This window comes from Paracoccus sp. P2 (assembly GCF_046335115.1).
Classification (GTDB): domain Bacteria; phylum Pseudomonadota; class Alphaproteobacteria; order Rhodobacterales; family Rhodobacteraceae; genus Paracoccus; species Paracoccus pantotrophus.
This window is the reverse complement of sequence record NZ_JBGOSN010000011.1, coordinates 1-17,985: the sequence shown is the minus strand read 5'-3', so window position 1 is coordinate 17,985 and position 17,985 is coordinate 1. Positions and strand designations below refer to the sequence as shown.

Below are 17,985 nucleotides of genomic sequence, written 5' to 3'. Positions count from 1 at the left end.
TGATCATGCGGCCGCTGGCTGCTCCGCTGGATAGCCGGCTTCGCCGAGCGCGGCGAGCAGCGCCTGCTCGTTTGCCTTTGAGATGACCTTCACGTCGCGCGACGGTGGATCGGTGACGATTTGCGCCTGCGGATCGACGCTCAGGATCGCATTGGTGACCCGGCGGGCGCAGCCGCCGCAGGTCATGCCGGGGATGGTGAACTGGAACATGCGAACTCTCCTCAATGGTGTGTCCGCTGCCTGATATGGACGTTGCCACGATGGCAAGGTCAAGCGTGGCCGCCAGAAAAAAAGATCTTGTTCGCAAGCATTGACCTTCCCATTGTTGGAAGCCTTATCTGGGGTGGAATGGATTTGAGAAGGAAGACTGCCATGACCAATGTCGTTCCATTGCAGCACGGGGCCGGTGACGGCTCCACGCTCAGCATCCCGATTGAAGGGATGACCTGCGCGTCCTGTGTTTCCCATGTGGAAAAGGCGGTCGCCAAACTTCCGGATGTGGCAAAGGTGAGCGTCAATCTGGCGACCGAACGCGCCGATGTCGCTTTCACGGGCAAGCCCGATGCGGCCGCTGTCGTCCGCGCCGTCGAAGGCGCGGGCTATGGCGTGCCTGAAATAACGGCCGAATTCGGTGTAGCGGGAATGACCTGTGCGTCCTGCGTCGCCCATGTCGAAAAGGCCGTGAACGCTGTGCCGGGTGTCAATGCCGCCACGGTCAATCTTGCGACCGAACGGGTCAGCGTGCGCTATCTTGCCGGTGTCGCATCGCTTGAGGATCTGGAGGCCGCGATCCGCGGCGCCGGTTACGAGCCGCATCGGATCGGCGGCGACGACGCAGCAACCGAGCGCGAACGGGAGGCCCGCGAGCGTGAGATGAACGGCCTTCGCCGCTCGCTTCTCGTCGCAGCGGTGCTGACGCTGCCTGTCTTCGTCATCGAGATGGGCTCGCACCTCGTGCCGGCGATCAATGACATTGTGATGAACACGATCGGAATGCAGACGAGCTGGCTGATCCAGTTCGTGCTGACCACAGCCGTGCTGTTTGGACCGGGACGAATTTTCTTCAAGCGGGGCGTGCCGGCGATGCTGCGCGGCACGCCGGACATGAACTCGCTGGTGATGGTCGGCACGGCCGCCGCCTGGGGCTATTCGGTGGTCGCGACCTTTGCGCCGCAGGTGCTGCCCGCAGGCACGGCCAATGTCTATTACGAGGCCGCGGCGGTCATCGTCACCTTGATCCTGCTTGGCCGTTATCTCGAAGCGAAGGCCAAGGGCCGTACCTCCGAGGCGATCAAGCGGCTGGTCGGGCTGCAGCCGAAGACCGCGCGCGTGGAGCGTGACTGTTGATTTCCGTCGAGACGTGACCCGGCTTTTCCACCGAGAACTGACCCACCTTTAGATTATGCGAAGCGGGTCATGTTTGGGTCAAGTCATCGCAGCCTCCTTCTTTTTTCGGGCGGCTGCTTCGGTGCTGGCTTTGAAGCGGAAGCTGTCGTTACCGGTTTCCAAGATATGGCAACGGTGAGTAAGCCGATCGAGCAGCGCCGTTGTCATCTTCGCATCGCCGAAGACCGTGGCCCATTCGCTGAAGCTGAGATTTGTGGTGATGATGACGCTGGTGCGTTCGTAAAGCTTGCTCAGCAGATGGAAGAGCAGTGCGCCGCCTGAGGCGCTGAACGGCAGGTAACCCAGCTCGTCGAGGATCACGAGGTCGAGGCGCACGAGGGTCTCGGCAAGCTGGCCTGCCTTTCCCTTCGTCTTTTCCTGCTCAAGCGCGTTGACCAATTCGATGGTCGAGAAGAACCGCACCTTGCGGCGGTGATGCTCAATGGCCTGGATGCCAAGCGCGGTCGCAACATGGGTCTTTCCGGTGCCGGGCCCACCGATGAGCACGATGTTCTGCGCCCCCTCCATGAACTCGCATCGATGGAGCTGGCGCACCGTGGCTTCATTCATCTCGCTGCTTGAGAAGTCGAAACCAGACAGGTCTTTGTAGGCCGGAAAGCGTGCCGCTTTCATATGATAGGCAATCGACCGAACCTCTCGTTCGGCCATCTCCGCCTTCAACAGCTGGGTTAGGATCGGGACTGCCGCTTCGAATGCAGGCGCGCCTTGCTCGATCAAATCGGTCACGGCCTGCGCCATGCCATGCATCTTGAGGCTACGAAGCATGATAATGACGGCGCCGCTGGCGGGATCATGACGCATGGCGGCCTCCGGTGCTGTGGGCCCGCAGATCGTCGTAGCGCCCGACATTTGCCTTGGGCTCGCGGCGCAGCGCGAGCGCTTGTGGCGTATCGATGAGCGGCCCATCGTTGGTTTTGCCATCAATCAGGCGATGTAGGATATTCAGCACGTGGGTCTTGGTCGCGACCCCTTCGGCCAAAGCCAGTTCCACAGCGGTCAGAACAGCTTGTTCGTCATGGTGCAGGACCAATGCAAGGATATCGACCATCTCACGGTCTCCACCAGGACGTCGCAGCATCTGTTCCTGCAGCTGCTTGAATCCTGACGGCAGTTCGGCAAACGGAGCGCCATTCCTGAGCGCGCCAGGTTTGCGCTGGATGACCGCCAGATAATGCCGCCAGTCGTAGACCGTTCGCGGCGGTAGTTGGTGGGAGCGGTCAATACGCCGTGCATGCTCGCATAGGATCTGGCCTTCTGCGGCGATGACGAGCCGGTCAGGATAGACGCGGAGGCTGACAGGGCGGTTCGCGAACGACGCCGGCACGCTGTAGCGGGTCCGCTCGAAGCTGATCAGACAGGTGGGAGAGACGCGCTTGCTCAATTCGATGAAGCCATCAAAGGCCGGCGGCACAGGCATCAGCGCGGCCTGTTCCTCAGCCCAAGCATCGGCCACAGTCCCAGTCAGACGGCCATGCGGGATCTCCTGCCAGAGCTCCTTGCAGCGCTGTTCCAGCCAATCATTCAGCGCCGCGAGATCGGGAAAGTCCGGTATCGGCTGCCAAAGCCGCGGTCGTGCATCCTGGACGTTCTTCTCGACCTGACCCTTCTCCCAACCTGCGGCCGGATTGCAGAATTCCGGCTCGAAGACATAATGGTTGGCCATGGCGAGGAAACGCATGTTGACCTGTCGCTCCTTGCCGCGCCCGATCCGATCCACCGCTGTCTTCATGTTATCGTAGATGCCACGTTCCGGCACACCGCCCAGAACGCGGAAGCCGTGCCAGTGGGCATCGAACAGCATCTCGTGGGTCTGAAGCAGATATGCCCGCACGAGGAACGCCCGGCTGTGAGACAGCTTGATATGTGCAACCTGCAACTTTGTGCGCTCACCGCCAAGAACCGCGTAATCTTCGCTCCAGTCGAACTGGAAGGCTTCACCCGCTCGGAAGGTCAGTGGCACGAAACTGCCGCGCCCCGTCGTTTGTTGTTCACGCTGGCGGTCTGCTCGCCACGCCCGGGCGAAGGCCGCAACTCTGCCATAAGAACCGGTGAAGCCAAGAGCCACGAGATCAGCGTGAAGCCGTGTCAGTGGACGGCGCTGCTTACGTGATTTGGACGCCTCGGTCTTCAGCCATCCCGCAAGCTTGTCCGCAAAAGGATCAAGCTTGCTCGGACGCTCCGGAACCGCGAACTTCGGCTCGACCGTGCCAGAGTTCAGATACTTCTTGATGGTGTTGCGCGACAAACCTGTGCGACGTGCGATCTCACGGATCGGCAGTTTCTGTCGCAGGGCCATCCGCCGGATGACATTCAAAAGTCCCATGTGGATCACTCCTCGGTCCCCCGTCGCTTGCTGCGTTGGGAGAAGGGTCACATGGGTCAATTCTCAATGAAAATTTTGCCGGATACCGGGTCACGTCTCGACGGAAATCAACAGATTTCGGCCTTGCGCAATTCCGCGGATTTTCGCATAAAGTACCTAGTAAGTGAGCAATCACATACTTAAGTGGAGCAATCATCGTGGTCAAGCTTTTCTGACGGGGCAAAGCGAACGCGCGGTGTTGCCGGCAAGTTGGCGACAAGCTGCCGGCAATGGGAGCAGGCTTGGAAGGGGTGATCCTTCATGGATGCACAGAACCAGAACTGGGACGATCTGCGCTTCTTTCTCGCTGTGGCTCGGGCGGGCACGCTGTCGGGCGCAGCGCGCAGCCTTGGCGTAATGCACTCGACCGTGTTTCGCCGTCTCGGGGCCTTCGAGGAACGTCTGGGCGTCCGGCTCTTCGAGCGGTTGCCGGACGGCTATGCGCTGACGGGCGCCGGAGAGGCCATGCAGGAGACCGCCATCCGGATCGACGAGGAAATTATCGCCCTGTCGCGTCAGGTGATAGGACAGGACCAGCGCCTGAGCGGGCTCATCCGCATCACCGCCATCGATATGCTGGCGACCGGGTTATTGCCGCCGCATCTGGCGGCCTTCCATGCCGCGCAGCCGGGGATCGAACTGGAGGTGATCGTTTCGGACAGCCCCCTGGACCTGACCCGACGCGAGGCCGATGTCGCACTGCGCATCGGCAACACGCCGCAGGAAATATTGGTCGGCCGGCGCGTCGACCGGCTGGCATTCGGAGCCTATGCCTCGGCAGACCGTGCCGCTCAGGGAATCGACGACGATCTTGCCGACAACGACTGGATCGGTTTCGGTCGGTCGCACGGAGCGATTGGCAATCAGTTGGCGGATTGGCTGCCGAAAATGCGGCCGATCTATCGCACCAACTCGATCTCGGCCGCCCTTGCCGCGGCGAGGTCCGGAATCGGTCTTGCGCCGTTGCCCTGCGCTGTAGCCGACCGCACCCCCGACCTTGTCCGGATCGCCATGTTTCCGGAAGATTTCCGGCTCGATCTGTGGCTGCTGACCCATGAGGACCTGCGCAACACCGCCCGTATCCGTGCCTTCATGGATTTCATGGCTGACGCGCTCGCCGATGACGCTGATCTTCTGGAGGGCCGCCGTCCGCAGGCGAGCGGTCTCCGGACGGGCATGGCATGATTCATCCATATCTCTCCTGCAGGGTGCGGTCCCGTGGACGCAACTTGCGATGCCGATGGAACGACGAGGCGCGTGCTTTCGCAGTCACCTGCCTGTCCCATTGTCCCAATATAGGGGCAACGATCGCACGCGCCTGCCCGAGGCGCCTCGCGAGCCCTGCATTGCGAACATCACGGAGACATCATGCCCGCCAATGACACGCGGAATGTTATGCCTCAGCGCCAACAACACGGAACACCGGGCGAGGTTCTGGCCGCTTTTCTAAAACTGGGCCTGACCTCGTTTGGCGGGCCGATCGCGCATCTCGGCTATTTCCGCGAGGAATTCGTTGCCCGCCGCGACTGGATCGACGATCGTGGCTATGCCGATCTGGTCGCACTGTGCCAATTCCTTCCGGGACCAGCATCCAGCCAGGCCGGCTTCGCACTGGGCTTGCAGCGTGCCGGACCGGTGGGTGCGCTGGCTGCCTGGGCCGCCTTTACCTTGCCTTCCGCCCTGCTCCTGATGCTGTTCGCGCTCGGAGCGGGGGCGATTTCAGGCCCGCTCGGCACCGGGGTATTGCACGGGCTCAAACTGGTGGCGGTGGCCATCGTTGCGCAGGCAGTCTGGGGCATGGCGCGCACGCTTTGCCCCGACCGCACCCGCCAGACCATCGCGCTCGCCGCCGTCCTGATTGCGGTGCTGATCGGGGGCGCCATGGGCCAGTTGGGTGCAATCCTGCTCGGTGGGTTCGCCGGGCTCTGGCTTTGCCGGGACACGGCCGGATCGCCGGGTGAAGCGCTGCATTTTCCGGTCTCGCGGCAGGCGGGAATAATCGCGCTGGCCCTGTTCTTCATCCTGATCTTCGGCTTGCCGCTGGCGGCGGCGATGTTTCCCGCGCAAGGGCTGGCGGTGATCGACGCCTTCTATCGCGCTGGTGCGCTGGTATTTGGCGGCGGCCATGTGGTCTTGCCTTTGCTGGAAGCCGAAGTGGTTCGCCCGGGCTGGGTCACGCCCGATGCGTTCCTGGCCGGCTATGGCGCGGCCCAGGCGGTGCCGGGGCCGCTCTTCACCTTCGCCGCCTATCTCGGCATGTTGCTCGAACCCGGCCCGAACGGGATCGCCGGCGCGACGCTTGCCCTTTTTGCGATCTTCCTGCCGGGCTTCCTGCTGCTTGTCGGCGCGCTGCCGTTCTGGAACACGCTGCGCGCACGCTCCGGCGTGCGGGCGCCGATGGCAGGGGCCAATGCCGCGGTGGTCGGCATTCTGGGCGCCGCGCTCTACGATCCGCTCTGGACCAGCTCGGTCGGTTCGCCCCGTGACTTTGCGCTGGCGCTGACCTGCTTCGTGGCCCTGATGAGCTGGAAATTTCCGCCCTGGCTCGTGGTGCTGATCGGGGCTGCCGGCGGTGCGGTCCTGGAGGTAAGCTCGATGCTGTGATGGAAAAGGAATAACGGAACCTGATCGACCGGCAATGTAACGCCAGCCTGCATGGCGCACCGCTGCCCGGTTTCCCCAGCCACTGCCGCCGTCGCGGCACAGCCAGGAACACAAATTGCAAATCGACCTTTCTTCCGACCGCTTTATGACAGCATTGACCGGCATCACACTTGCCGGGATGGCGCTTGCGACTGTCGATGCCTTTTTGATCCCCGGTCTTTGGGGACCGGTCGGTCTCGTGCTGGTCTATCTGGCCGGTGGTGTGCCGACCGGGGTCCGAGCCCTGACGTCGCTCTGGCACGAGCGGGTTCTCGACATCGATCTTCTGATGATCGTGGCCGCCCTTGCCGCCGCCGCGGTGGGTGCTGCGCTCGAAGGGGCGGTGCTGCTGACGCTGTTCAGCCTCTCGACCACGTTGGAGCAGCGGGCGATGGGCCGGGCGCGCCATGCCGTCGAGGCGCTGATGGCGCTGCGTCCCGACACCGCGCTCAGGCGCGCTCCTGACGGCACCGTCACGGAAGTTTCGGTGGGTGATCTCGTGGCCGGCGACCTGGTGGTGTTGCGCCCCGGTGCGCGTGTGCCGGCCGATGGCGAGGTGGCGGAAGGGGAAGGCTCGCTCGATGAGGCGACGATCACCGGCGAATCGATGCCGGTCGGCAAGGGCCCCGGCGCAAAGGTGTTCGAGGCCACGGTGAACCTCAACGCCGTGCTGCTCGTCCGCGTTACCCGTCCGGTCGCGGAAAGCACCGTGGCGCGGATGATCGAACTGGTGACCGAGGCTCAGGCCGCACGCGCTCCTTCCGAACGGTTCAGCGCCTGGTTCGGCCAGCGCTATACCATCGCGGTGCTGGCCGGCGCGGTGCTGGCACTCATTATATTCCTCGCACTCGGCTGGACAATGCAGGATGCGCTTTATCGCGCCGCGACGCTGCTGGTCGCGGCCAGCCCCTGCGCGGTAGTGATATCGGTCCCGGCGGCGATCCTCTCGGCATTGGCGGCGGCCGCGCGCGGCGGTGTTCTGTTCAAGGGCGGCGCGGCGCTGGAGACGCTGGCCGAGGTCGATATCTTCGCCTTCGACAAGACCGGTACGCTGACCACAGGCAAGGCCGAGGTGACGCAGGTGATGGCGTCGGAATCGGGAGCACAGGCCGAAGAGCGGTTCCTGTCATTGATCGCCGGTCTCGAGGCGCATTCCGAACATCCAATTGCCGATGCGATCCGCCGCCACATCGACGAAAAAGGCATAACCGTCGCCGAGGTGCGCGATGTGGAAACCGTGCCAAGTGAGGGGATTACGGGGGAGGATGCCGTGGGCCCGCTCTGGGCCGGCAATCCGCGCATGGCCGCGCGCATGGGCGCATCGCTGGATGCTCCGGAATTTGTGAAACTGACGGATGGTAGCCAGACCGTGGTGTGGCTGGGGCGGGGAGATCGGGTCTATGGTGCGCTCACCGTCGCCGACCGTCCGCGCGAGACCTCGGCCGCCGGACTGGCTGCGCTCAGGACGGCTGGGGTAGATACTATCGCCATGATGACCGGCGACCGGCGCCCTGTCGGCTTGCGGATCGCCGCGGAACTCGGACTGGAGGCAAAGGATGTCCATGCCGATCTGCTGCCTGAAGACAAGGTCCGGTTGGTGGGCGAACTGGCGAAGAATGGAAAGGTGGCCTTTGTCGGCGACGGGGTGAACGACGCCGCCGCGCTGGCGCGGGCCGATGTCGGCATCGCCATGGGCGCAGCGGGCAGCGACGTCGCCTTGCAGGCAGCCGATGTCGCGCTGTTGTCGGAGGACATGGCCCGCCTTGCCGCGGCGCATCGGTTGGCGCGCCGCACCCGCCGGATCATCCGTCAGAATCTGACTTTCGCCATCGGCATGATGCTGCTTCTGGTCGCCTCGAGCCTGTTCTTCGCCCTGCCGCTGCCGCTCGCGGTGGTGGGGCATGAGGGCGGCACGGTTCTTGTGGTGCTGAACGGCCTCAGGCTGCTCGCCGACCCGATCCGGGCGCGCAGTGCGACCTCACTGCGACGCCAACCCGACGCCGGCTCGGTAGAGCCTTCATACCAGTCAGGGGTTTGACTGGATGACGGCAATCCCGCCCGAAACGCGCGTAGATGAGGAACCGACCGCTCTTCAGTAGGCGTCGAATGCCGGTCAAGAACCTGTGGTGCGAATGGCGGCCGAAGGCGGCGATGCCATGCCCAGGAACAAGAGGACAATTCTCTCCGACAAAACGCGGCTCTTCCAGACGGAACCATTCCGCTGAAGGGAGAAATTCTCACAAGGCCGTTTCCCGGTGCGGCCGCTTCTGAACATTCGCGATTTGGCAGGCGGCCTTATCGGTAGACGATACCGCCATCGGTCAGGATCGACTGTCCTGTGATGTAGTCGGAATCGGCGCCCGCGAGGAAAGCGACCAACGCTGCCACGTCCTCCGGTGTCTGCGCGCGACCCAAAGCGATGCCTTCGACATACTTCTTGTAGGTTTCGCCCTTCGGCGTTCCAGTGATCTCGGAAAAACGCTCATCGATCTCCACCCACATGTCGGTGCCGACGATGCCGGGGCAATAGGCGTTCACCGTGATGCCCGCGCTGGCATATTCCTTGGCGGCGGCTTGCGTTAGCGCCCGCACGGCGAACTTGGTCGCCGAATAGACGCCAAGCATGGCGAAACCGTCATGTCCGGCGATCGAGCAGGCGTTGATGATCTTGCCTTTCTGTCCGCGATCCTTGAATTTCTTCGCAGCCGCCTGGATACCCCAGAGCACGCCGTCGACATTGATGCGGAAGATCAGGTCCATGTCCTCGGGCGTGACGTCGGCGATCGGCTTGACCTGAGCGATGCCGGCATTGTTGACGATGACGTCGAACCCGCCGAGTTGCTTTTCCGCATGGTCGATAGCGGCGTAGACATCGTCGCGTTTGCTGACATCGGCAACAACGGTGGTGGCCTTGCGTCCGAGCGCTTCGACTTCCTTGCGAACGGAGTCGAGCTTGTCGGCCTTGACATCGGCCAGCGCGAGGTTGGCGCCTTCCTTTGCAAGCCGCAGCGCAATGCCGCGTCCGATCCCCTGGCCAGCGCCGGTTACCAATATGACTTTATCGTTCAAAGACATGATTTTCTCCTACAGAAAGTCGGCCAATCCTTCGCAAGTCGGCATGTTCCCTTTCGGACAATACAGCCAGGGCAAAACCGACTACACTCCCTGATCATGGCCCATTTTAAGGCCCCGGCCCAGAAATGATGCGACGGCGCCGAAACTGGCAGTAAGGCTACTTCAAGGGGCTGCTCGCAATAGCAACAGTAATTGTCCGACCCCGCAAGAGTATGACATGATCCCGCATAGAGGGCCGGGTGGCATATTTTCATCGCTTGGATAGGGGCGGTGTTGCTGAAGGATGCGTAGTTGATGACGGAAGCGGAGCGCTACGCCGTCGTAATCGGCAGTGGCGAAGGCGGCAAATACCTCGCCTGGCATATGGCGCAAGCCGGCCAGAAGGTGGCTGTCATCGAGCGGCGCTGGATCGGCGGCTCGTGCCCCAACATCAACTGCCTGCCAAGCAAGAACGAGATCTGGAGCGCGGGTATCGCCCATGCCGTTGCCCACGCCGGGGAGTATGGCGTTGCGACCGGCCCCGTCTCGGTCGACATGAAGACGGTTGTGGAGCGCAAGCGCGCCATGGTCAAAAGCCTCGTGACGTTTCATCTGGAACGCTACGAGGCGACGGGCGCGGAACTCATCATGGGCAACGCCCGCCTCGTCGCGCCAAGCGCGGTCGAGATCGCGCTGAACGATGGCGGGACGCGGCTGCTCGTCGCTGAAAAGCTGTTTCTCAACCTTGGGACGCATGCAACCATTCCGCCCGTCCCCGGTCTGGCCGAAGCCAAGCCGCTCACCCATATCGAAGCGCTCGAACTGGACCGGTTGCCGGCCCACCTGATCGTTCTCGGCGGGGGCTATGTCGGGCTTGAACTGGCGCAGGCCTATCAGCGCTTCGGCAGTCGCGTCACCATTGTGGACCGTGGCCCGCGACTGCTGAAGCGCGAGGACGAGGATGTTTCCGAAGAAGTTCGGCGGATTCTGGAGGCGGAAGGCATAGAGGTGCTTTTGTCTGCCGAAGTCGAGAAGGTGGAGGGCCGGTCGGGCGAAAGCGTGCGCGCCACCATTCGGACGCCGGACGGTTCAAGAACGATCGAGGGCACGGACATTCTGGTCGCGGCCGGCCGCACCCCCAACACGCAAGGCATAGGGCTTGAAGAGGCAGGCATTGCGCTGACGGATCGCGGCACCATCAAGGTGAACGATCGACTGGAGACGACTGCAAGGGACGTATGGGCCATCGGAGAATGCGCGGGAAGTCCGCAATTCACCCACGCATCGCTCGATGATTTCCGAATTATCCGGGACAATCTCGATGGTGGGGACAGAACGACCACAGGGCGGCTGATGCCCTATTGCATGTTCATCGACCCGCCGCTTGCCCGCATCGGCATGAGCGAAGCGGAAGCGCACGCCAGTGGAATTGATATGCGCGTCGCGAAACTGCCGATGAAGGCAGTGCTGCGGACGCGGACGACCTCGCAAACCTCGGGCTTCGTGAAGGCGCTGGTCGATCCGCAGGACCGGATCGCAGGCTTTGCCATGATCGGTTCGGAGGCCGGGGAAGTGATGGCCGTGGTGCAGGCAGCCATGCTCGGCGGGTTGCCCTACAGCGTCCTGCGCGACGCCATTCTTGCGCATCCGACGATGGCCGAGGGGCTGAACGCGCTGTTCGGCAATGTAGCGAAAAGATGAATTTTCCAGGCTCAGGTGAGGCGGCGGGTTAGAGAATGAACGGACACGGTAAGCATCAGCACCATTCGCATGATCATGACCATTCGGGTCATGCGCATCTTGTGAAGGACCCCGTCTGCGGCATGGAGGTCGATCCGCAGACGGCGGAACATCACCTGACCCATGAGGGTCACACTCACTATTTCTGCTCGGCTTCCTGCAAGGCGAAATTCAAGGCGGACCCCGCCCGATATCTTGCAGGAGACGCGGCGCCCGCTCCGGACGCGCCCGAGGGCGCGATCTGGACCTGTCCGATGCATCCCGAGATCCGGCAGGATGGGCCGGGAAGCTGCCCGATCTGCGGCATGGCGCTGGAGCCGTTGATGGTGACCGCCGACAGCGGCCCCAGCCCGGAACTCGCCGACATGACACGGCGCTTCTGGATCGGGCTGGTCCTCGCCGCTCCGGTCTTCGTGCTCGAAATGGGCAGTCACCTTATTCCCGCACTGCATCATCTGGTGCCGATGCGGATATCGATCTGGGTTCAGCTCGTTCTGGCGACGCCGGTGGTTTTGTGGTGCGGATGGCCGTTCTTTGAGCGCGCCTGGGCGTCGCTGGTCAATCGCAGCCTCAACATGTTCACCCTGATCGCCATGGGCACGGGCGTCGCCTGGGCCTACAGCATCGTCGCCGCCCTTGCGCCGGGTATTTTCCCCGCCGCCTTTCGCGCGGAAGATGGCACGGTCGCGGTCTATTTCGAGGCGGCGGCGGTCATCACCGTTCTGGTGCTGCTTGGCCAGGTGCTGGAACTGCGCGCCCGTGAGCAGACCTCGGGCGCGATCAGGGCGCTTCTCGATCTGGCGCCGAAGACGGCGCGGCGCGTCGGTGACGATGGCGTGGAGGAAGACGTTCCGGTCGAGCACGTTGCCCTCGGCGACAGGCTGCGTGTGCGGCCCGGCGAGACCGTGCCGGTCGATGGCGTCGTCGAGGACGGACGCTCCTCGCTTGATGAAGCGATGGTCACCGGCGAATCCATGCCTGTCACCCGCACTGTGGGCGATCAGGTCATCGGCGGCACGCTGAATCAGACCGGGGCGCTGGTGATCCGCGCCGAAAAGGTCGGCCGCGATACCATGCTGTCGCGCATCGTGCAGATGGTCGCCGATGCGCAGCGCTCGCGCGCGCCGATCCAGCGCATGGCCGATCAGGTCTCGGGCTGGTTCGTGCCGCTGGTCATCGTCATCGCGATTCTGGCCTTCATCGTCTGGGGCATCTGGGGTCCCGAGCCGCGCTTCGCCTACGGGCTGGTCGTGGCCGTTTCGGTTCTGATCATCGCCTGTCCCTGCGCATTGGGGCTGGCGACGCCGATGTCGATCATGGTCGGCGTCGGCAAGGGCGCCAGCGCCGGCGTCCTGATCAAGAACGCCGAAGCGCTCGAACATATGGAGAAGGTCGACACGCTCGTCGTCGACAAGACCGGCACGCTCACCGAGGGCAAGCCGTCGGTGACGGCGATCGTGGCGGCAGGCGGTTTTAACGAAACGGAAATCCTGCGGCTTGCCGCTGGCGTCGAGAAGGCGTCGGAACATCCGCTGGCATTGGCGATTGTGGAGGCGGCGGAGAAGAAGGGCATCGAGGTCCCGCCCGTGGTGGACTTCGACTCCCCTCTCGGCAAGGGCGCGCTCGGCACCGTCGAGGGCAAGGCGATCGCGCTCGGCAATGCGGCGTTCCTCAAGGAGCATGGTGTCGATGCGTCGGCCCTTGCCGAACGGGCGGACGCCTTGCGCCATGATGGCGCCACGGCGATCTATATCGGCGTCGATGGCAAGGCGGGTGGCATCTTCGCCATTGCCGATCCGGTGAAGGCGACGACGCAGGAGGCGCTGAACGCGCTGCATGGCGAAGGCATCCGCATCGTGATGCTGACCGGCGACAATAAAACCACAGCCGAAGCTGTCGCGCGTCAACTGGGCATCGATGAGGTCGAGGCCGACGTGCTGCCGGATGCAAAGAGCGCCGTGGTGAGCCGTCTCAAGGCTGAAGGCCGTGTGGTTGCCATGGCGGGCGACGGCGTCAATGACGCGCCCGCGCTTGCCGCCGCCGATGTCGGCATCGCCATGGGCTCGGGCACCGATGTCGCCATCGAAAGCGCCGGCGTCACCTTACTCAAGGGAGACCTCATGGGGATCGTGAAAGCGCGGCGTCTGTCGCAGGCGACGATGGCGAATATCCGCCAGAACCTGTTCTTCGCCTTCATCTACAATGCCGCCGGCATCCCGATTGCCGCGGGCGTGCTTTACCCTTCTTTCGGCCTCCTTCTGTCACCGATCATCGCGGCCGCCGCCATGTCGCTGTCGTCGGTCAGCGTCATCGCCAACGCGCTGCGATTGCGCGGATTGAAACTTTGACTGAAACGCTGGCGCGACGGACGCCCTCGCATCAGTCGTAGGCGAGGGCGTCAGTCGCGCCAATAATTGTTGGCGGCCGCAACCGTCTGGAAATGGATGGCGATCACCTGCGAGGAAGCGATGAGTTGCGCGGTATCCTGATCGTAGGCCGCGCGCAGCTTGTCGCGAATCTCGGCGGAAGGCTGGGTCACCTTGACGCCGACCCGCGCCATTTTGGTGGCAAGGTCGAACCCCTCCTGCGGGGTCGCTGTCTTGAGTGAGGGAAGCCAAGTGTCAGCCATGATGTTTTCCTTCCAGAGAATATGAGTGCGCAGCAACCGTAATCTACCCGAGCAGCTAGCGAAAGCATCACCCCGTGATGAGTTTCGTTTCCAGAAGTTACGCCTGAAACGCCCTGTCGTGCGGGAAATCCCCTTCGGCGATGTAAGCTTCTTCCGCCTGCGTCGATTCCCGGCCGAGGACCTGATTGCGGTGCGGGTGACGGCCAAAAGCGGCGATGACCTTGCGCACATCACCGGCCTGTTTCACCAGTGACTGGTATATCGGCTGAAGGGAAGCGGGGGCTTCCGCTGCGATCTCTTCGCGAAGCCTGATGAGCAGATCGATGCGCGCAAGGTGATCCGGGCCTTCGCAATGGCCAAGGGGCTGACTGTAGACGATCCTGAACCAGGGCGTGCCCAGCGATGCGTAGTGGCCGTTGGAGAACCCCTCCATCGCCAGCGACAGCGCGGCAGGGTCTTGCGCGAATGCGCGTGGCGTGCCGCGCCAGAGCGAGCGCGAGAACTGGTCGAGCACGATGATGAGCGCCAGCCTGCCTTCGGGGTCGCCGGCCCAGTCGTCGAGATCGCCTGAAGCTGCGCTGCTCGTGAGGTCGGCGAAGCGCGCGACGATTTTGTCGTCTGCGCCGCCATGCAGCCGCCACGACCAGTGATCGCGATGAGTTCCAGCCGCTATCCCTGACGAGCGGCCTTCGGGAAACCAGAAGTCGAGAACGTCGTTCCACGGGGCGGTCCTGGCATCCATATCGATCCTTTCAGATAGTTCCGGACGATGAGACAGGATTGACGCTGCAAAAACAACAGACCCCGCATCGGAACGGGGTCTGCCAGGAGGCGAGGCGTCAGCCTCGCGCGGCCACAGTCGCCGGCCGGGTGGCGGCGGCTTTTGCTGCCCTCCCGCCGGGTGCGGTGGCCTTCGGCACGCGCAGTAGACGCATGCCGTTGGCGATGACGATCAGCACCGAAAGCTGGTGGACCAGCATGCCGCCCGCCATGTGGACATTGCCGGAAAACACGCCCGCCAGCAGTCCGGCCACCGTCACCAGCGCGATGATGAGGTTCTGGCGCATATTGCCCAGCGTCGCGCGCGAGATCGCCATCGCCTCGGGGATCTTGCCGAGATCGTCTTTCAGGAGCGCGATGTCGGCGGTCTCGATGGCGACGTCGCTGCCGGCCGCGCCCATGGCGATCGAGGTGTCGGCGGCGGCAAGCGCTGGCGCGTCGTTGATGCCGTCGCCGACCATGGCGACATGCGCGCCACCTGCCTTCATCTTCCGGATCAACTCCAGCTTGTCTTCGGGCATCAGCCCGGCATGAACCTCGTCGATGCCGACCTCGCGGGCAATGGCTTCGGCGGCGCCATGCTGGTCGCCGGTCAGCATGACCACGCGGCCTATGCCGATGTCGCGCAGCCGGGCGATGGCCTCCGCCGCGCCTTCACGGGCCATGTCAGACATGCCCAGCAGCCCGATCAGCTGCCCGTCACGCGCCACCAGGATCGGCGTCTGGCCGTTGGACAGCAGGCGGTCCAGTGCGGCTTCGCCCTCCTGGCCCAGCGCGATGCCGAGCGTATCCATCAGGCGTCGGTTGCCAGCGGCAACGGTCCGGCCGTCGATGCGGGCGCTCAGGCCCATGCCGGCGTGCTCCTCCAGCGTTTCAGGCGTGGAAAGCGGCCCGTTCTTGCGGCCGGCCTCGACGATCGGACGCCCGAGCGGGTGGGTCGATCCAGCCTCGGCGGTTGCGGCCAGATGCAGCAACTCGGCTTCCGTCACTCCGCCCAGCGCGACGATGGAGGCGAGCTGCGGTTTGCCTTCCGTCAGCGTGCCGGTCTTGTCGAGCGCCAGCGTGTCGATCCGGCCCGCACTTTCCAGATGCTGGCCGCCTTTGATCAGGATGCCGCTGCGCGCCGCGCGGCCGATGCCGGCGACGATGGACACCGGCGTCGAGATCACCAGCGCGCCGGGGCAGCCGACGACCAGCAGCGTCAGCGCCAGACGGATATCCTGCGTCACGGCGAAGGCGACGACCGCAAGTCCGATGATCGAGGGCGTATACCATTGCGCGAAGCGCTCGATCATGCGCTGACTCGGGGCTTTTTCCTCCTGCGCCTCCTCGACGCGCTGAATGATGCGGGCAAGGGTGGTGTCGGCGCCGACATTGGTGGCGCGGATGCGCAGCAACCCGTTCTCGGCGATCGTTCCAGCATGAACGTGGCTGCCCGGCGCTTTCTCGGCCGGCATCGGCTCACCAGTAATCGCTGCCTCGCTCACGGCGGCGGTGCCTTCGGTCACCTCGCCGTCCACCGGGATACGCTGACCGGCCCTGACCAGCACGGTCTCGCCAAGCTGGACCATATGAGCCGGCATTTCGACGGGATCGCCGTCGCGCAGCACGGTCGCGGTGGCGGGCGCGCCATCGAGCAATGCCTTCAGCGCCCCTCGGGTCTGTCCCATGGTGCGCGCCTCAAGCCAGCCACCGAACATGAACAGGAAGGTGACGGCCGCCGACTCCCAGACCTCGCCGATAAACAACGCGCCGACCGCCGCGACGGTGACGAGCAGTTCGATGCTGAAATGCCTTACACGCAGCGAGCGCCAGGCGCGGATGGCGATATCGGAGCCGGCAACAAAAGCTGCCGCGACCATCAGCGCCGTCCATGCCTCGACCATGCCGAAACCGTAGCGCGCCAGAAGGCCGGCCGCGATCAACCCGCCGCTGCCGACCGTCAACCAGAAGCGTCGCCGTGCCGGATGCACGAAGGCGCTCCTGATCCTGCTGACAAGATTGCTCATCTCATCGCTCCTTTCATCTTCAACCATGCCGGAAAAGCGTGCCGGCCGCGCCGGCGCGCGGCGCGGCGAAAAAGGTGGAGTGCCGATCAGAAGGCGGCAGGCTGTGCCTCATAGCCGGTTCCGCGCACCGCCTCGACCAACGCTTCAACGCTCGATTGCGCGGGGTCGTGCTCGACCTCGATCTTGCCGGTGTTGAAGCGCACCTCGGCCTTTGCCACACCAGGAAGGGCGTTGAGCGCTTTCTCGATCTTCGGCACGCAGGAGGGGCACGAAAGTTCGTCGCTGCGAAGGATGGTTTTCTGGGTCATGATCGGGTTCCTTTCGATAGTGGGGAGGGGTGTCCCCTGCCTCATTGATCTAAGGGTTCGAACCCGCATTGCGATTGGCGAAACCGGCAAGCCAAGCTTGCACGAATACACAGGCCACTGCCTTGGTTCTGAATCATCGGGCGACCACTTTGGGGTCGGTTCCGGCCGAAGCCGAGGAACGCTATTACGCCATGCTGGAAGCCCAACCCATGGCCGCGTGACTCAAACTAAAACGCCTCCGGCAATCCCTGAGCGGTTCGCTTCTTCTGGGAAGCACCCGAGAACATATGAGAACATACTGACTACAAGTCCTTCGTGTTCGTTGCGGAACGGTCTTGATCGCTGTGTCAGATATTCAATGCGCCGCTTCACTCAGGTCACGGGCTGCGCCAGTGGTACTGACAGAATCAATGCCACCAGTTCCGCCTGCCTTTGCACGCCGGTCTTGGAGAAGATGTTTCGCAGATGGAAGGCGACGGTCGTACCCGAGATCGCCAACCGGTCTGCAATCTGGCTGCGGCGCAACCCTTCGGCCAACAAACACGCGACCTGGGCTTCCATCGGCGTCAGGCCGAACAACTGGCCAAGGGTTGCGGTGTCCATAGGAGGTTTGCTGTCTGTGCCGCTCAGTATCAGCATGGCGACAGCCTCATCATGGTGCGAGTGCGCTGGCAGCGACATCCCGATAATCATGAGCTGGCACCCATCGTCCAAGCGCAACCCCGTCGGCGCCATCCCTTTACCCGGGGCCAACCCTGCGATCAACGCGGACAGCTTCCGGCCATTTTCGCCGCTGGCGGCAAAACGCCCACTCAGCGAGATTCCGGCCGCGCCCGACAAGCTTTGGGCCAGAGGATTGGCATGGACCACGCCGCCATTGGCATCGAGCAGCACCACACCAAGAGCCAGGCGGTCGAGGGCGGCCAGGCCAGATCGATCTCCCGGCATTGCGCGCAACCTTTGCATCCGGTTCAGGCGCGCTTCAACGGTGGCACGAAGCAGGTCGTAATCAATGGGCTTGGTCACATAATCGTCGGCCCCCGCCATGCGCCC

General features: G+C 63.6%; 15 protein-coding genes. 6 read left to right on the top strand and 9 right to left on the bottom strand.

Going from position 1 to position 17,985, the window contains the following annotated elements; genetic code table 11:
• Nucleotides 1-3: 3 nt before the first annotated feature.
• Entirely contained in the window at nt 4-210 is a 207-nt protein-coding gene (locus ACDP63_RS09070) for a heavy-metal-associated domain-containing protein (protein ID WP_174034565.1), read from the bottom strand.
• Between the two features lie 162 nt (nt 211-372).
• On the opposite strand from ACDP63_RS09070, the gene ACDP63_RS09065 reads away from it, so the two are divergent.
• Entirely contained in the window at nt 373-1,347 is a 975-nt protein-coding gene (locus ACDP63_RS09065) for a copper ion binding protein (RefSeq protein WP_409927922.1), read from the top strand.
• Between the two features lie 78 nt (nt 1,348-1,425).
• On the opposite strand, the gene istB is transcribed toward ACDP63_RS09065, so the two are convergent.
• A complete protein-coding gene (istB, locus tag ACDP63_RS09060; protein WP_377731491.1) occupies nt 1,426-2,208 on the bottom strand; it encodes an IS21-like element helper ATPase IstB in 783 nt (260 codons plus the stop codon).
• The gene (gene istA, locus ACDP63_RS09055; protein ID WP_409927921.1) at nt 2,198-3,730 is read right to left on the bottom strand and encodes an IS21 family transposase; all 1,533 of its coding nucleotides are present in this window, start codon (nt 3,728-3,730) and stop codon (nt 2,198-2,200) included. Before istA ends, istB begins: the two co-directional genes overlap by 11 nt.
• A gap of 300 nt (nt 3,731-4,030) precedes the next feature.
• Between istA and ACDP63_RS09050 the strand changes: the two genes are divergently transcribed.
• The 3 genes from ACDP63_RS09050 (at nt 4,031) to ACDP63_RS09040 (ending at nt 8,450) form a co-directional block, all read left to right on the top strand.
• A complete protein-coding gene (locus tag ACDP63_RS09050) occupies nt 4,031-4,954 on the top strand; it encodes a LysR family transcriptional regulator (RefSeq protein ID WP_409927920.1) in 924 nt (307 codons plus the stop codon).
• 183 nt (nt 4,955-5,137) lie between these two features.
• Entirely contained in the window at nt 5,138-6,373 is a 1,236-nt protein-coding gene (chrA, locus tag ACDP63_RS09045; RefSeq protein ID WP_024849400.1) for a chromate efflux transporter, read from the top strand.
• Between the two features lie 145 nt (nt 6,374-6,518).
• Complete coding sequence (locus ACDP63_RS09040; protein ID WP_034330671.1) at nt 6,519-8,450, top strand: heavy metal translocating P-type ATPase; 1,932 nt, start codon at nt 6,519-6,521, stop codon at nt 8,448-8,450.
• Between the two features lie 257 nt (nt 8,451-8,707).
• Here the strand turns inward: ACDP63_RS09040 and ACDP63_RS09035 are convergent, their stop codons facing one another.
• Nucleotides 8,708-9,487 carry an acetoin reductase gene (locus ACDP63_RS09035; RefSeq protein WP_024845343.1) on the bottom strand — a complete coding sequence of 260 codons (780 nt, stop codon included), beginning with the start codon at nt 9,485-9,487 and terminating at the stop codon, nt 8,708-8,710.
• Between the two features lie 294 nt (nt 9,488-9,781).
• On the opposite strand from ACDP63_RS09035, the gene ACDP63_RS09030 reads away from it, so the two are divergent.
• Entirely contained in the window at nt 9,782-11,167 is a 1,386-nt protein-coding gene (locus ACDP63_RS09030) for a mercuric reductase (protein WP_409927919.1), read from the top strand.
• Between the two features lie 35 nt (nt 11,168-11,202).
• A complete protein-coding gene (locus ACDP63_RS09025; RefSeq protein WP_036749209.1) occupies nt 11,203-13,554 on the top strand; it encodes a heavy metal translocating P-type ATPase in 2,352 nt (783 codons plus the stop codon).
• A gap of 50 nt (nt 13,555-13,604) precedes the next feature.
• Here the strand turns inward: ACDP63_RS09025 and ACDP63_RS09020 are convergent, their stop codons facing one another.
• From ACDP63_RS09020 to ACDP63_RS09000, 5 genes are all read right to left on the bottom strand, one after another.
• Nucleotides 13,605-13,835, bottom strand: coding sequence for a hexameric tyrosine-coordinated heme protein (locus ACDP63_RS09020; protein ID WP_024845346.1), 231 nt, complete (start codon nt 13,833-13,835; stop codon nt 13,605-13,607).
• A gap of 97 nt (nt 13,836-13,932) precedes the next feature.
• Nucleotides 13,933-14,577, bottom strand: coding sequence for a DUF924 family protein (locus tag ACDP63_RS09015; protein WP_024845347.1), 645 nt, complete (start codon nt 14,575-14,577; stop codon nt 13,933-13,935).
• A 97-nt stretch (nt 14,578-14,674) separates the two neighbouring features.
• Nucleotides 14,675-16,624, bottom strand: a complete 1,950-nt coding sequence (locus tag ACDP63_RS09010) for a heavy metal translocating P-type ATPase (protein ID WP_409927918.1) — start codon at nt 16,622-16,624, stop codon at nt 14,675-14,677.
• A gap of 86 nt (nt 16,625-16,710) precedes the next feature.
• Nucleotides 16,711-16,932, bottom strand: coding sequence for a heavy-metal-associated domain-containing protein (locus tag ACDP63_RS09005; protein ID WP_024845349.1), 222 nt, complete (start codon nt 16,930-16,932; stop codon nt 16,711-16,713).
• Nucleotides 16,933-17,304: 372 nt separating this feature from the next.
• Nucleotides 17,305-17,985, bottom strand: a 681-nt coding sequence (locus tag ACDP63_RS09000) for a LuxR C-terminal-related transcriptional regulator (protein WP_409927917.1), incomplete at its 5' end; no start/stop codon positions are given.